Source organism: Niveispirillum sp., assembly GCF_052437035.1.
In the GTDB taxonomy this organism is placed as follows: Bacteria; Pseudomonadota; Alphaproteobacteria; order Azospirillales; family Azospirillaceae; genus Niveispirillum.
Genome location: NZ_JBQVOH010000007.1, coordinates 1 through 14,717 on the forward strand (window position 1 = coordinate 1; position 14,717 = coordinate 14,717).

A 14,717-nucleotide genomic window follows, 5' to 3' on the forward strand; every position below is an offset into this window, starting at 1 on the left:
CTTGTTAACTTGTATGGCCAGACAAACCAGCCAAAGAACCACCGGATACTGGCCAAAACCACCATCCAAACCCCGCTCGTCTCAGCACCGAAAAGCGCCGTCCCAAGCGGGAGCCGGGGTATAGGACAGGCAGTACCGGGCTGGCAAGCGTTATTTTCAAAGAAAGTGAAACATTCGCCCTAGCGCGCGTCACGCGCGCGCGATCTTAATTATATAAGCGCAATCATCTATGCCGGATGGCATGGGTCCCATCCGTCCCTGTACGGGCGTCAAGCCCCTAAAGATGAGTTGGGAGCGAAGTTTTTTCCGGCGGCCTATGTCTTTTTGCTCGCATTCCACCCCCCGGATGGGGATTATGCCAAGCACATCGGTGCGGGAAGCACGGGTCCGCTGCGGCAAACGCATTCTTTGAATGAAGAGCGTCGTTGACAGTGTCGGGGCCGTCACTTCCGCGAACATCCGCCGGGTCCGTAACCCGGCAGCCAATCGGTCAAAAAAGCCAGGAGGAGCGTGGGGATGGAGGTTCGTCAGTGCTGATGAAGCGTTTTGCGATTGCGACCATTGCCCTTGCCGCCCTTGGGGGCGCCGGGACCGCCGCCTTCCTTCACTCCACCAGCCTGTCCACGTCGCCTGCGGCGTTGGAAGCCGCACCTGCCCTCGCCTCCCTGGATGCACAGCAAGGCGCCTCCGCTGCCCCCGATGCCTGGGGCGATGTCGAGAAGGCCGCCGATCCCGTGGAGCGTCGCCTGGTCAATCTGGGCCGTGGCGATACGCTGATGCAGGTGCTGCTGGAGGCCGACGTGCCGCAGCCGCATGCGCAGGAAGCCATTACCGCCCTGAAGGCTGTTTACGACCCTCGCCGCATGAAGCAGGGACAGCCCGTCGAGGTTATGTTCGATCGCACGGGCGATGAAGATCGATTCGTCGGGTTTGAGTTCCAGCCCGCCGTGGAACGCTCCGTCTCTGTCAGTTTCAATGGCGTGCGCTTCCAGGCCGCCGAAACGGCCAAGAAGCTGGGGCGCCGTGCCGTCGCCGCACAGGGTGAAATCCGTTCGTCCCTGTTCGAATCGGGCCGCGCCGCCGGCGTGCCGATGAATGTGCTGACCGAGCTGATCCGCAACTACTCCTATGATGTCGACTTTCAGCGCGACATCCAGCCGGGTGACCGGTTCGAGGTGCTGTATGAGCAGGTGGTGACCGAGGATGGAGAGGTGGTTGCCGGCGGCAATGGCAATATCCTCTATGCCTCGCTGACCCTGTCGGGCAAGGAACAGGCCATCTACCGCTATGAGGACAGCCAGGGCATCGCGGAATTCTTCAATGCCCAGGGTTCCTCGATTCGCAAGGCCCTGCTGAAGACCCCCATTGACGGCGCCCGCCTGTCTTCCGGTTTCGGCATGCGCCGCCACCCGGTGCTGGGTTATTCCAAGATGCATAAGGGCGTGGATTTCGCGGCCCCCACGGGCACGCCGATCTATTCCGCCGGTGCCGGTGTCGTGGATGAGATCGGGCCGAACGGGTCCTACGGCAACTATATCCGCATTCGGCACAATGGTGAGATTTCCACCGCCTATGCCCACATGTCGCGATTCGGTGCCGGCATGCGCAAGGGCGCACGCGTGGCCCAGGGCGATGTCATCGGCTATGTCGGCACCACGGGCCGTTCGACCGGTGCGCATCTGCATTATGAGATCGTGAAGAACGGACAGCAGGTCAATCCGCTGTCGGTGGCGGTGCCCACGGGCCGCAACTTGGAAGGCAAGGAACTGGCCCGTTTCAAGGGCGTGATGGCCAGCCTTCAGGAACGCTTCGAGGCCGGGGGCGATCAGGCCGCAGATGGCATCGGCCTTGTCGCCGCCACGCCCAAGGCCACCAAGCCGTCCAAGGCGAGCTGCGACCGCAAGCGCGGCTGCTGATCGCCTTTCAGGCCATGCAAAGGCAAAGAAAAGCCCGACCGAATCGCTTCGGTCGGGCTTTTTGCTGCCGTGACGCTCAGTGCAGTGTGCGCGCCTGCCCCCAGGCCGACTCGCCGGCGGGCGGCAGCGGGCCATGGGCGGGTTCACCCTGGATCAGCAGCCCGTCCTCATTGGCATCCACCCGCACCGGCGTGCCGGGGGCGACCTTGCCCTCCAGGATGCGGGTGGCCAGCGGGTTCTGCAATTCCCGCTGGATCACGCGCTTCAAAGGCCGCGCGCCATAGACAGGGTCATAACCCTTATCGGCCAGCCATTCCTTGGCAGCCCCCGTCAGTTCCAAGGTCAGTTCCCGTTCCGCCAGCATCTTGGTCAGGCGCCCCAGCTGCACCTCCACAATGCCCGACATATTGCCACGCGACAGACGGTGGAAGATCAGGATCTCATCCAGCCGGTTCAGGAACTCCGGCCGGAAGGAGCCACGCACCACTTCCATCACCTGGTCCCGCGCCGCCGAGCTGTCCTCCCCATCGGGCAGGTTGGCCAGGAATTCGGAGCCGAGATTGGAGGTCATGATGATCAGGGTGTTGCGGAAATCCACCGTCCGCCCCTGGCCATCGGTCAGGCGGCCGTCATCCAGCACCTGCAGAAGGATGTTGAAGACATCGGGATGCGCCTTCTCCACCTCATCAAACAGCACCACCTGATAGGGGCGACGGCGCACCGCCTCCGTCAGGGCCCCGCCCTCGTCATAACCGACATAGCCCGGAGGCGCACCGATCATGCGGCTGACCGCATGCTTTTCCATATATTCGGACATGTCGAGCCGAACCATCGCCGTCTCGTCATCGAACAGGAACTCTGCCAACGCCTTGGTCAGCTCCGTCTTGCCCACGCCCGTGGGGCCGAGGAATAGGAAACTGCCCATAGGGCGGTTGGGGTCCTGCAAGCCGGCGCGTGAGCGGCGGACAGCATTGGCGACGGCGATCACCGCCTCCTGCTGTCCGATCACGCGGCTGCCCAGATGGGTTTCCATCTGCAACAGCTTCTCCCGCTCGCCAGTCAGCATCTTGTCCATGGGGATACCGGTCCAGCGGCTGACGACGGCGGCGATATCCTGTTCGCGCACGGCCTCGTTCAGCATGCGGTTCTGGCTGGCGGCTTCGGCCTCGGTCAGGCGCCTTTCCAGGTCGGGGATGCGGCCATAGGTGATCTCGCCGGCGCGCGCCCAATCGCCCGCCCGCTGCGCCTGTTCCAGCTCGGCCCGCGCCCGCTCCAGCTCTTCCTTCAGCTTCTGCGCACCGGTCAGCGTGTCCTTCTCCGCCTGCCACTGCGCCGTCAGGGTGCCGGATTTCTGCTCCAGCTCCGCTAGTTCCGTTTCCAGCTTCTCCAGCCGGTCGCGGGAGGCCTGGTCGGTTTCACGCTTCAGGGCCTCTCGCTCGATCTTCAGCTGGATGATGCGGCGGTCCAGCTCGTCAATGGCTTCCGGCTTGCTGTCCACCACCATGCGCAGGCGGGAGCCTGCCTCATCGATCAGGTCGATGGCCTTGTCGGGCAGGAACCGGTCGGTGATGTAGCGGTTGGATAGGGTGGCGGCCGAGACGATGGCGCTGTCGGTGATGCGCACGCCATGGTGCAGCTCATACTTCTCCTTCAGTCCGCGCAGGATGGAGATGGTGTCGGCCACCGTCGGCTCCGCCACGAACACGGGCTGGAACCGCCGGGCCAGGGCCGGGTCCTTCTCGATATATTTTCGATACTCATCCAGCGTCGTGGCGCCCACGCAGTGAAGTTCACCCCGCGACAAGGCCGGCTTCAGCATGTTGGACGCATCCATGGCGCCATCGGCCTTGCCGGCCCCGACCAGGGTGTGCAGCTCATCGATGAAGACGATGATCTCACCCGCCGCCGACTGGATCTCCGACAGCACGGCCTTCAACCGCTCCTCGAACTCGCCCCGGAACTTGGCACCGGCCACCAGGGCGCCGAGGTCCAGCGACAGAAGACGCTTGGTCTTCAGCCCTTCTGGCACGTCGCCATTGATGATGCGAAGCGCCAGCCCTTCCACGATGGCGGTCTTGCCCACACCGGGCTCACCGATCAGGACGGGATTGTTCTTGGTGCGCCGTGCCAGCACCTGGATGGTGCGGCGGATTTCCTCGTCACGCCCGATCACGGGGTCCAGCTTGCCGTCGCGGGCCGCCTGCGTCAGGTCACGGGCATACTTTTTCAGGGCATCATAACCCTGCTCTGCTGACGCGCTGTCGGCGGTGCGGCCCTTGCGCAGGCTGTTGATGGCTTCGTTGAGCTTCTGCGGCGTCACGCCGGCATCGGAAAGGGCCTTGGCCGCATCGGTACCGGCGGACAGGGCCAGCGCGAGCAGCAGCCGTTCGACGGTGACAAAACTGTCACCGGCCTTCTTGGCCAGCTCTGTCGCCTGTTCAAAGGTCCGGACCAGTTCGCGCGTCGCGAATAGCTGGGTGCCCCCGCCTTCCACCTTGGGCAGCTTGCGCAGGGCCGCGTCGATACCGGCCTCTGCCGCGCGGGCATTGCCGCCGGCACTGGTGATCAGGTTGGCGGCCATGCCCTCCTGGTCTTCCAGCAGCGCCTTCAACAGATGTTCGGGCGTCAGCTGCTGATGTCCAGCCCGCGCCGCCGCCCCTTGCGCCGCCTGAATGAAACCCTGGGCGCGTTCGGTATAGTTCTTGAAATCCATAACCCACTAACTCCCCGATTTTGCCCCATCGTCCTCTCTAGGCCCGATGAATGCGATGATCCACGTCATGTGCGATCCGGGAGGATCGTATCTGATGTGGGAAGCAGGACCCAAGCCCGCAAGGGTCCGTGACGGCATCTGACCGGACGGTTATGTTACCCCGCATGAGCGACCGATATTTCCACCTGTTCGACACATCCGTCGGCACCTGCGCCATCGCCTGGGGATCGGGCGGGCTGCTGGCCGTGCGCCTGCCGGCGGTGGAAGGCGGTGATCTGGCGGACAAGATGCGCCGGGCAGTGCCGGGGGCAATACCGGGTGGACCGGATGCGGAAGCCGCATCGGCCATCGCCGGCATCCGCGCCCTGTTGTCGGGGGAGAAACGCGATCTGCTGGAAATCCGCTTGGATATGGCGGCGACCGGTCCCTTCGACCGCGCCGTCTATGCCATTGCCCGCGCCATCCCGCCGGGACAGACCCTGACCTATGGGCAGGTGGCCAAGCGGCTGCCGCCGGATGTGTTGACCGGCATGCCGCCCTCCATCGTGCCGCGCGCGGTGGGGCAGTCGCTGGGCCGCAACCCTTGGCCCATATTGGTGCCCTGTCACCGGGTGATGGCGGCAGCAGGTGGGACCGGTGGCTTCTCCGCCCCCGGCGGGGTGGATACCAAGCTGACCCTGCTGCGGATCGAGGGGGCGGTATTGCCGGCACAGCAATTGGGCCTGTTCTGACGTTACAGGAGGCGGCCAGGGAACTAGGAAACTAAATTACCGGTTTTTGGGTATTGTCCGGGTTGCGCCGTGACCGCAGGGCAGATTATCCTGTCGTCATCATGTCCATCAAACTTGACACTATTCACTATTATCCCGTGAAGGGCCTGACCGCCCAGACGCTGGACCATGTCACCCTGACGCCGGGCGGCTGCCTGCCGCATGACCGGCGTTTTGCCATTCTGCACCGGGCGACGCAGTTCGACCCGCTGGAACCGGCCTGGAAGCCGAAGACCAACTTCCTGGTCCTGCTGCGGGATGAGAAGCTGGCGACCCTGCAGGCCGTGTTCGACCCCGCCACCTGCATGCTGGTCTTGAACCGCAATGGCAAGCGGGTGGCCGGCGGGCGCATCGATACGGCCACGGGCCGTCTGCTGATTGATCAGTTCCTGTCCGCCTATATGAAGGATGCCGCCGTCCCCGGTCCCTATAAGATCGTGGAAAGCCCCGGCCATAACTTCACCGACATTCCGGACAAGGCCGTATCGCTTCTGAACCTCGCCTCGGTAAAGGATATCGGGCGGGTGACGCAACGGCCCGTCGATCCCCTGCGGTTCCGCGCCAATCTGCACCTGGCGGGCCTGGAACCCTGGGCGGAGATGGCCTGGGTGGACAAGCGCATCGCCATTGGCGACACGGTGCTGTCGGTGTTCAAGACCACCACCCGCTGTGCGGCGGTGGAGGTGAACCCCGCCACGGGCGAACGCGACATGGCCCTGCTGAAGGCGCTGAAAAGCGGCTTCGACCATGTGGTCTGCGGCGTCTATGCCCGTGTCGAACAGGGCGGGGAGATCAAGCCGGGCGATGCGGTGCAGGTTTTGGATTAATCCACCTCTGCGCACACACACTATGGCCCTCCGCCCCATCTCATGCTAATCAGCCCGCTTCATGCCAAGGGCGGAACAGTCACGTCGATGCATTTCCTGGAATTCGAAAAGCCGATCGCGGAGCTGGAATCCAAGATCGAGGAGCTGCGCCACCTTGCCGATGGCGGTGATCTGAACATCGCCGACGAGGTGAAGAAGCTTCAGGACAAGGTGGATAAGCTGCTGCGCGCCACCTATGCCAAGCTGACCCCGGCGCAGAAGGTACAGGTGGCCCGCCACCCGAACCGGCCGCACTGCCTTGACTATGTGCAGGCGCTGATCACCGATTTCACGCCGCTCGCCGGCGACCGGCTGTTCGGGGAAGATCGCGCTGTCATCGGGGGCCTTGGCCGTTTCCGGGGCCGCTCCGTGGTCGTGATCGGCCAGGAAAAGGGCAACGACACCGAAACCCGCGTGAAGCACAATTTCGGCATGGCCAAGCCCGAAGGTTACCGCAAGGCCCAGCGCCTGATGGCCATGGCCGACCGTTTCAACCTGCCCGTCATTTCGCTGGTCGATACGGCTGGCGCCTTCCCAGGCGTGTCGGCGGAAGAACGCGGCCAGGCCGAAGCCATCGCCAAGTCCATCGAAAGCTGCCTGCGCCTCAACGTGCCGATGGTGTCCACCATCATCGGTGAGGGCGGGTCCGGTGGCGCCATCGCCATCGCCGCCGCCGACCGCGTGCTGATGCTGGAACATTCGATCTATTCGGTGATCTCGCCCGAAGGCTGCGCGTCCATCCTGTGGCGGTCCGCCGCCAATGCCGCCGACGCGGCCCAGGCCCTGCGCCTGACGGCCCAGGACTTGAAGGAACTGGCCGTCATTGACCGCGTCGTGATGGAGCCGATCGGCGGCGCCCATCGCCGGCGCGAGGAAACGATCAGCGCGCTAGGCAACGCCATTGAAGACGCGCTGGAAGGTCTGCGCGGCCAGGACGGTGCCACGCTCCGCCAGAACCGCCGCCAGAAATTCCTGGACATGGGCCAGAAGGGCCTGGGCTGACCTGCACAATTACTCTCGCACCGATAGACTTGTGCGCGGGTTTCACCTATATTGAAGAGGAAGGTGGGACGGAGGTTCGAGCTCCACCCCACCCTCTCCTAGGCCCTTACCCCAGCATGATGGTGACGTGCAAAACACGCCGCCGCCAGATGGGGATACGGAGCACCAGGAGACACGACAGTTTATGCATGTCGTACCTCCATAGACGGCGGGCCGCGGGATTGCGGTCCGCCGTTTTCATATTCAGCGAAAATCCGATTACAAGTCCATGCAATTTCCCGTCATTGGGGATATTGCGAATGCTCCCTCAAAACTGCCACGTCACCGCCACGGCCCCATACTCATCCCCTTCCTTCTGCCCGCTGAACTCGCGGGTTCGGAAGACATGGGTATAGGTGATGCGGGCATCGTAGATATTGATGGCCATACCCGCCTGCACATCCGCAACCCAGACCTTGCGGTCCACCGACCGGCTGTCGCGGAACGTATTGCCGTCCAGGAAGATATTGCGGGCCACGGCCCGGCCAGAGAAGCCCAGGAACCAGTAGAAGCCCACAGGATGGCGGGCATCGGGTTCAAAGAAGCCACTGCCCGGCAAGGATGGCTGGATGCGGGCCGGCCCGAAATCGGCGGGCAATTGCCATCCGGCACGCAGCATGAAGCCGGCATCGGCATAGGTGGAGACATTGCCGACCGCACCGCCGACATGGGGCATGATGTCGATGCCGAAACCGGTGGTTTCCACCAGATCATAGCGCCAGCTGCGCTGATAGGTGACGACCACGCCCGGCTCATTATGCAGCTGCGTGTCCCACCCCATCGGCTTGGGCGCATCGGTCAGGCGATGCACGATCTTCTGCGCCGGTTCAGCCAATGAGGCCGGCCCCACCACGCCCAGCGTCAGCTGCAGCTGGTCCATCCGCCGGTTGGTCTCGTTGATCAGCCCGGCCGACCCGTGCAGCCAGCCGGCATAGGGCCGCTCGTTCAAGGGCGGGTTGCGGGTTTCAATATCGCTGGGCGTGTACATGTTCTGACCCGCCGCGAACACGGCCCGCACATGCCCATCCTGGGCAAAGAACGGCACCCACCGCGCCCAGCGCCGGGTCCAGTCCGGCACCTCGTCCCGCGCCGTGGTCCAGACCGCCTGTACCCCGTTGGTGTAATGGCGATCCAAATTATAGAACAGGTCGTTCTCCAGGATCAGGGTCAGAGTGCCCGTCTCCGCGCCTGCCGTCGGCCCGGTAATCTCCGCCCGCACCGGCCCGGTCAGGGCCAGGCCGGCCAGCAGCGACAGGAAAAGGGTGCGGGCGCGTGACATGATCAGGTGAGCGTTGTTCAAGTTTGGTTAACGGGAATGGACCACCCGCACCCGCACCGCAGTGACGCCCCTCACACCGGTGCGTTAATGGGTGCCCCCTGCCCGGATTCGACCGTATGGCCGACACCCATGAACTGCCGGATCAGGGCGAAGGTGCCATCGGGATCGTCGCGGAAGGTGCCGTGCCCGCAATGCGGGAACCGGTGCAGCCGGCTGGTCGCCTGGGGCAGCAGGCCGATAATCTCCTCCGAACATTCCCAGGGCGTGATCGGGTCCTGATCCCCGCACAGCACCAAAACCGGATCGGTGACGCGGGGCAGGCTGTCGCGGAAATCCATGCCCCACATTTCCCCACCCTTGCCGGAGAAATGTTCCAGAACCTCCGGCCGCATGATCGACCGTGCCCGGCCCGGCCCGTCCATAGGCGCCTTCACCGTGTAATAGGGCATGACCTGGGCCGCATAGGGCAGGACCTTGTCGGCGCGGATGTCGGACCAGAAATCATCCGCCGCCTGCCCGATGGCGGGGCCGCCGCGTCGGGCAAAGGCCTTGACGATAAGGTCCATCTGCATGCGCGCCGCCGTGGAGGACAGGATGACACCCGCCGCATGGCCGGGATGGCGGCGCATATATTCCATGGCGACGAAGCCGCCGAAACTGTTGCCCAGCACGAACGGCTTGTCGATCTCCAGCGCGTCGCAAAAGCCCTTCACATCATCGGCCCATTGCGCCAGCGTCCAGGTGGCGGGATCGCTGCCACCGCTGCGCCCCTGGCCGCGATGGTCCAAATAGATCACCTGCGCATCCGCTGACAGGACGCTGAAGGCCGGCTTGAAGCTGGCATGGTCGAACCCCGGCCCCCCATGCAGCAGCAGCAAGGTCGGCTTCTTGCGCAGACTGCCCCCGTCGGGCACCAGTTCCGCGCCTTCGACATCGAAATAAAGCGGCGCACCATTGACCATTACCCGCACGATCACATCTCCCGGAAAACGGATTTGGCGCAGGCTTGCACGGGGCATAGGCCGGCTGCAAGGGTTGCCGCCACCAGGCGGCGGACGTACAAGCAAAGGCGCTGGGAAACCGGCGGACAATGAGACAGGGCGAAGGCCCGCAATCCAGGCACAGGAAGGCAATCGGACTATGCATCAAGGGACAAGGCGTGGGCTGGCCACGCTGCTTCTGGGGGCGCTGTGTGTCATGCCGATCATCACGGACACCGCCGTCGCTGCTGATTATGTGGACGGCGCACAGGCCGGGCGCGGTGACCGTCTGGTCGGTGCCAATTTCGCGGGCCGGTCGGAGATCATCGCCAAGAATGGTGCGGCGGCCACGTCGCAGCCGCTGGCGACCCAGGTGGCCATCTCCATCCTGCAACAGGGCGGCAGTGCCGTTGACGCGGCCATCGCCGCCAATGCCACGCTGGGTCTGGTCGAACCCACGGGCAGCGGCATGGGCGGGGACCTGTTCGCTCTGATCTGGGACCCCAAGGCACAGAAGGTCGTGGGCCTGAACGCCTCGGGCCGCGCACCCAGAGGTCAGACGCTGGACGATCTGGTCAAGCGTCTGGGGCCGGGCAAGATGATCCCATCCCATGGCTCCCTGTCGGTGACCGTCCCCGGTGCCGTCGCCGGCTGGGTTGAGCTGCACAAGAAATACGGCAAGCTGCCGCTGGAAAAGGTGCTGGCCCCGGCCATCGCCTATGCCAATGACGGTTTCCCCCTGTCGCCCTTCATCGCCAAGGGCTGGGCCGCCAATTTCAAGCGCTTCGACCAGATGGGGGGCGTGATTGAGGAACTGGACAATGCCAAGAAGACCTTCCTGATCGACGGCAAGGCGCCGGTGGCCGGGCAGATCTTCCGCAATCCCGACCTCGCCAAGTCGCTGTCGCTGGTCGCCAAGGGCGGTCATGACGCCTATTACAAGGGCCCCATCGCCAAGACCATCGACACCTATATGAAGCGGATCGGCGGCCCGCTGCGCTATGAGGATTTCGCGGATTTCAAGGCGCAATGGGTGGAACCCATCTCCACCAATTATCGCGGCTATGATGTCTGGCAGATCCCGCCCAACGGCCAGGGTCTGGCCACGCTCCAGATGCTGAACATCCTGGAGGGCTATGACCTGAAATCCATGGGCCATAACAGCGCCGATTTCATCCATGTCTCGGTGGAAGCCAAGAAGCTGGCCTTTGCCGACCGCTCGCGCTGGTATGCCGATCAGGAATTCGTGAAGCTGCCCATCAGCACCCTGATCTCCAAGGACTATGCCGCCAAGCGCCGCGCCCAGATCGACATGAAGAAGGCCGGGGCACCGGAAACCGGCATCATGCCGGAAAGCCATGACACCATCTTCCTGTCCACCGCCGACAAGGATGGGCTGATGGTGGCGCTGATCCAGTCCAACTATCGTGGCATGGGTTCCGGTCTGGTGCCCGACGGTCTGGGCTTCATGCTGCAGGATCGCGGCGAGCAATTCGCACTCGATCCCAAGCATCCCAACGTCTATGCGCCGGGCAAGCGCCCCTTCCACACCATCATCCCCGGTTTCGTGACCAAGGATAACCAGCCCTTCGCCGCCTATGGCGTGATGGGCGGCGGCATGCAGCCGCAGGGCCATACCCAGGTCCTGGTCAACATGATCGATTTCGGCATGAATGTGCAGGAAGCCGGCGACGCCGCGCGTTGGCAGCATGAAGGCTCGCCCGAGCCGACCGGCGAGGCCGGCGAGGGCGTGGGGATCGTCTATGTTGAGCAGGGCGTGTCGCCTGCCGTGATCGAAGAGCTGAAGAAGCGCGGTCACAAGGTGGAGGTGAAGCCCGGCCTGCATTATGGCAGCTATGAAGCCATCGTCCGCGACCATGTGAACGGCGTCTACCGCGCCGGCACCGAAATGCGCGTCGACGGCCACGCGGCGGGCTATTGATCCTGTAACCACCTGTCGTCATCCCAGCGGAAGCCGGGACCCAGGGGCCAAGCGCCCGACCGCCGAACAGCGTCAGGCATAAAGCGTCAAGCTTTGATCCCATGGCCCCTGGGTCCCGGCTTTCGCCGGGATGACGGATAAGCCAATCTGTTAAAACCGTACCGACCCGAACGTTTCCGAGCCTTCCCCATGACCATCGACCCCGTCGCCCTGACCCAGGACCTGATCCGTTGCCCCAGCGTCACCCCCGCCGATGCCGGCGCGCTGGGTGTGTTGCAGCGGCTGCTGGAAGGCATGGGCTTTGTCTGCAAACGGCTGGTGTTTGAAGAGGCGGGAACCGACCCGGTCGATAATCTCTATGCCCGCTTAGGAACCAACAGCCCGAATTTCTGCTTCGCCGGGCACACGGATGTGGTGCCGGTGGGTGATGCCGCCGCCTGGACCGTCGATCCTTTCGGTGCCGAAATCATCAATGGCAAACTTTACGGTCGCGGTACGTCCGACATGAAGGGCGCCATCGCCGCCTTCACATCCGCCGTAAAGTCGTTTCTGGACCGGAATGGTACGCCCGATGGCTCCATCTCCCTGCTGATCACGGGGGATGAGGAAGGGCCCAGCATCAATGGCACCCGCAAGGTGCTGGACTGGATGCAGGCGAACGGAGAGGTGATCGACGCCTGTCTGGTGGGCGAACCCACCAACCCCCGCGTCCTGGGCGACATGATGAAGATCGGACGGCGTGGGTCGGTGACGGCCACGCTGACCGCCTATGGTGCGCAGGGCCATGTCGCCTATCCGCATCTGGCCGACAATCCCTTGCCGCGCCTGACCAAGGCCCTTTCCATGCTGGCCGACAGCCCGCTGGACGAAGGGACTGCCCATTTCCAGCCCAGCACGCTGGCCATCACCACCATCGATGTCGGCAACCCGGCCAGCAATGTGATCCCGGCCAAGGGCACGGCCAAATTCAACATCCGCTTCAACGACCTGCACACACCCAAGAGCCTGGAGGCCCATATCAGGGACGTGCTGGAGGAAGTGGGCGGCACCTGGGACCTGAAAATGGCAGTATCGGGAGAGGCGTTCCTGACCCCGCCCGGCGCCCTGGTCGCCACCGTCGCCGGGGCCGTCACCGCCGTGACGGGCAAGACGCCGGAACTGTCCACCTCGGGCGGCACGTCGGATGCGCGCTTCATCAAGAATTTTTGCCCCGTGGTGGAATTCGGGCTGGTCGGCCAGACCATGCACAAGGTCGATGAACATGTGGATGTCGCCGATATCCGCACCCTGGCTGCCATCTATGACCGTATCCTGGCCGATTTCTTCGGCAAGGCGGCGGCATGATCCCCCTGGTCGGGGCCATCCGGCTGGCCGCGCTTGATGGGCGCGGCATCGGCTTTTTCGATCCGTCACCGGCGGCGGCCTGGCGCAATCTGGTGCTGCTGGTGCCGCTGCTGCTGGCCCAGGCCGTGTCCGACCTGATGGCCCTGCCCGACGGGGTGGAGGTCACGACATATCTGCTGCTGTCGGCCTCGGTGTCGGCGGTGCAGATGACGGGCTATATGCTGGCCGTGTCGCAGATCCTGGCTGGCACGGGGCGCGGTGACCGCTTCCCCCTGTTCGTCTCCACCTACCTTTGGTGCAGCATCGTCAGCACGGCGGCTGGTCTGCTGGCCCTGGCCGTGGCCCTGGAATCCACCCTGCCTGTCGCCAATGGCATCGGCATTGGTCTGGTCCTGTGGAGCCTGGCCTATAGCTGGTTCAGCGTTCGGGCCGCCGTCGGCTGCCCCGGTGCCGTCGCCGCCGGTCTGGTCGTGCTGGAAATCCTGACGGTGCTGGCCACCAACAGCCTGCCGCTGCAACTGGCGCAGGCCGCGGCGAAGGGTTGAGCCGTCACGCAAGGCTGCCCGCCCGCCCGTGCGGGGTGTTTGCATTTGCGTGAAACCGGTCCCTGGGCTAAGACCGGTTACCGGTGTTGGGGTTCCTCCCTTCGCTTGACGGCACTCACCATCGGTAAGCTCAAGACATGACCGATACGCCCACCAAGGCCCTGGCGGCCAAGGCGCTGTTGCCCACCGGACTGCGTGACCTGCTGCCCCCGGATGCGGAGCATGAGGCGCAGGTGACAGGCCGTCTGCTGAAGGAATTCCATCGCCACGGCTATGAGCGGGTGAAACCGCCGCTGGTGGAATTCGAGGAAGGGCTGCTGTCCGGCTCCGCCGCCAGCCTTGCCAACCAGACCTTCCGCATCATGGACCCCGTGTCGCAGCGGATGATGGGTGTGCGTTCCGACATGACGCCGCAGGTCGCCCGCATCGCGACCACCCGCCTGCGCAAGGCACCGCGCCCGCTGCGCCTATCCTATGCGGGCCAGGTATTGCGCGTGAAGGGCAGCAGCCTGCGCCAGGAACGGCAGTTCGGGCAGGTCGGTGTGGAACTGATCGGCCCCGACCGGGCCGAGGCGGACGCAGAGATCATCCTGCTGGCCGCCAGCGCCCTGTCATCGGTGGGGGTCAAGGGCATTTCCATCGACCTGACGGTACCGACGCTGGTGCCCGCCGTGGCCCGCGCCCTGTCCCTGTCCGATGATGATTATGCCCGCCTGCGTGCAGCATTGGATCACCGCGATGCCGCCGCCGTGGCCGATGCCGCCGGCCCGCATGCCCCCCTTTTCCTGTCTATCCTGAATGCCAGCGGCCCGGCCCCGGCGGCGGTGGAACGGCTGTCCGCCGTGGACCTGCCCGATGTGGCCAAGGCCGCGCGTCAGGAACTGGCCGATGTCGTGCGCCTGATCGCGGCGGCGGCACCGGGCCTGTCGGTCACCATCGATCCCGTGGAAATGCGCGGGTTTGAGTATCAGACGGGCGTCAGCTTCACGATCTTCGCACGCGGTGTGCGGGGCGAGCTGGGTCGCGGTGGCCGGTATCGCACCGGCGGGGCCGACCCGGTGGGCGAACCCGCCACGGGCTTCACGCTCTATACCGACACTGTCCTGCGCGCCCTGCCTGGCCCTTCGCCAGTCAAACGGGTTCTGCTGCCGCTGGGTACCGATTATGCCGAGGCGCAGGCCCTGCGCGCCCAGGGCTGGCACACGGTTGCCGGCATGGAAGCGATCACTGATCTGGTCGCGGAGGCCAAGCGCCTGTCCTGTTCACATCTTCTGACGGCGGACGGGCCCACGCCCGTCTGACCATCCTGACCGAAACCAAC

The 14,717-nt window shown here is 64.4% G+C and carries 11 protein-coding genes; 8 read left to right on the forward strand and 3 right to left on the reverse strand.

Annotation, left to right across the window (positions count from 1 at the left end; genetic code table 11):
* Positions 1–536: 536 nt before the first annotated feature.
* A complete protein-coding gene (locus ACT6Q8_RS17090; RefSeq protein WP_054167887.1) occupies positions 537–1,916 on the forward strand; it encodes a M23 family metallopeptidase in 1,380 nt (459 codons plus the stop codon).
* A gap of 76 nt (positions 1,917–1,992) precedes the next feature.
* Here ACT6Q8_RS17090 and clpB read toward each other — a convergent pair whose 3' ends face one another.
* On the reverse strand, positions 1,993–4,629 hold the full coding sequence (gene clpB / locus ACT6Q8_RS17095) for an ATP-dependent chaperone ClpB (RefSeq protein WP_054167888.1): 2,637 nt from the start codon (positions 4,627–4,629) through the stop codon (positions 1,993–1,995).
* A 164-nt stretch (positions 4,630–4,793) separates the two neighbouring features.
* Here clpB and ACT6Q8_RS17100 point away from each other — a divergent pair, with 164 nt between their 5' ends.
* The 3 genes from ACT6Q8_RS17100 to ACT6Q8_RS17110 all read left to right on the forward strand — a co-directional run bounded on the left by ACT6Q8_RS17100 (position 4,794) and on the right by ACT6Q8_RS17110 (position 7,267).
* On the forward strand, positions 4,794–5,360 hold the full coding sequence (locus ACT6Q8_RS17100) for a methylated-DNA--[protein]-cysteine S-methyltransferase (protein WP_444733600.1): 567 nt from the start codon (positions 4,794–4,796) through the stop codon (positions 5,358–5,360).
* Between the two features lie 101 nt (positions 5,361–5,461).
* Positions 5,462–6,226: an MOSC domain-containing protein gene (locus tag ACT6Q8_RS17105; RefSeq protein ID WP_102113410.1), complete on the forward strand. Its 765-nt coding sequence runs from the start codon at positions 5,462–5,464 to the stop codon at positions 6,224–6,226.
* Positions 6,227–6,313: 87 nt separating this feature from the next.
* Positions 6,314–7,267, forward strand: coding sequence for an acetyl-CoA carboxylase carboxyltransferase subunit alpha (locus ACT6Q8_RS17110; protein ID WP_444733599.1), 954 nt, complete (start codon positions 6,314–6,316; stop codon positions 7,265–7,267).
* A gap of 307 nt (positions 7,268–7,574) precedes the next feature.
* Here the strand turns inward: ACT6Q8_RS17110 and ACT6Q8_RS17115 are convergent, their stop codons facing one another.
* Positions 7,575–8,606, reverse strand: a complete 1,032-nt coding sequence (locus ACT6Q8_RS17115; protein WP_444739409.1) for a lipid A deacylase LpxR family protein — start codon at positions 8,604–8,606, stop codon at positions 7,575–7,577.
* A 50-nt stretch (positions 8,607–8,656) separates the two neighbouring features.
* Entirely contained in the window at positions 8,657–9,604 is a 948-nt protein-coding gene (locus tag ACT6Q8_RS17120) for an alpha/beta fold hydrolase (protein WP_444739410.1), read from the reverse strand.
* Between the two features lie 178 nt (positions 9,605–9,782).
* On the opposite strand from ACT6Q8_RS17120, the gene ggt reads away from it, so the two are divergent.
* From ggt to ACT6Q8_RS17140, 4 genes are all read left to right on the forward strand, one after another.
* Positions 9,783–11,507, forward strand: coding sequence for a gamma-glutamyltransferase (ggt, locus tag ACT6Q8_RS17125; RefSeq protein ID WP_444733597.1), 1,725 nt, complete (start codon positions 9,783–9,785; stop codon positions 11,505–11,507).
* Between the two features lie 189 nt (positions 11,508–11,696).
* A complete protein-coding gene (gene dapE, locus ACT6Q8_RS17130) occupies positions 11,697–12,851 on the forward strand; it encodes a succinyl-diaminopimelate desuccinylase (protein ID WP_444733596.1) in 1,155 nt (384 codons plus the stop codon).
* Positions 12,848–13,396 carry a hypothetical protein gene (locus tag ACT6Q8_RS17135; protein WP_444733595.1) on the forward strand — a complete coding sequence of 183 codons (549 nt, stop codon included), beginning with the start codon at positions 12,848–12,850 and terminating at the stop codon, positions 13,394–13,396. The genes dapE and ACT6Q8_RS17135 overlap by 4 nt, the downstream gene beginning before the upstream one ends.
* 137 nt (positions 13,397–13,533) lie before the next feature.
* Positions 13,534–14,697: an ATP phosphoribosyltransferase regulatory subunit gene (locus tag ACT6Q8_RS17140; protein WP_054167894.1), complete on the forward strand. Its 1,164-nt coding sequence runs from the start codon at positions 13,534–13,536 to the stop codon at positions 14,695–14,697.
* Positions 14,698–14,717: the final 20 nt, after the last annotated feature.

Coding starts and splice junctions, on each gene's coding strand:
- ACT6Q8_RS17090 (WP_054167887.1), top strand. CDS start 537: ATGAAGCGTTTTGCGATTGCGACCATTGCCCTTGCCGCCCTTGGGGGC.
- ACT6Q8_RS17110 (WP_444733599.1), top strand. CDS start 6,314: ATGCATTTCCTGGAATTCGAAAAGCCGATCGCGGAGCTGGAATCCAAG.
- dapE (WP_444733596.1), top strand. CDS start 11,697: ATGACCATCGACCCCGTCGCCCTGACCCAGGACCTGATCCGTTGCCCC.
- ACT6Q8_RS17105 (WP_102113410.1), top strand. CDS start 5,462: ATGTCCATCAAACTTGACACTATTCACTATTATCCCGTGAAGGGCCTG.
- ACT6Q8_RS17135 (WP_444733595.1), top strand. CDS start 12,848: ATGATCCCCCTGGTCGGGGCCATCCGGCTGGCCGCGCTTGATGGGCGC.
- clpB (WP_054167888.1), bottom strand. CDS start 4,629: ATGGATTTCAAGAACTATACCGAACGCGCCCAGGGTTTCATTCAGGCG.
- ACT6Q8_RS17140 (WP_054167894.1), top strand. CDS start 13,534: ATGACCGATACGCCCACCAAGGCCCTGGCGGCCAAGGCGCTGTTGCCC.
- ACT6Q8_RS17120 (WP_444739410.1), bottom strand. CDS start 9,604: ATGCCCCGTGCAAGCCTGCGCCAAATCCGTTTTCCGGGAGATGTGATC.
- ACT6Q8_RS17100 (WP_444733600.1), top strand. CDS start 4,794: ATGAGCGACCGATATTTCCACCTGTTCGACACATCCGTCGGCACCTGC.
- ggt (WP_444733597.1), top strand. CDS start 9,783: ATGCCGATCATCACGGACACCGCCGTCGCTGCTGATTATGTGGACGGC.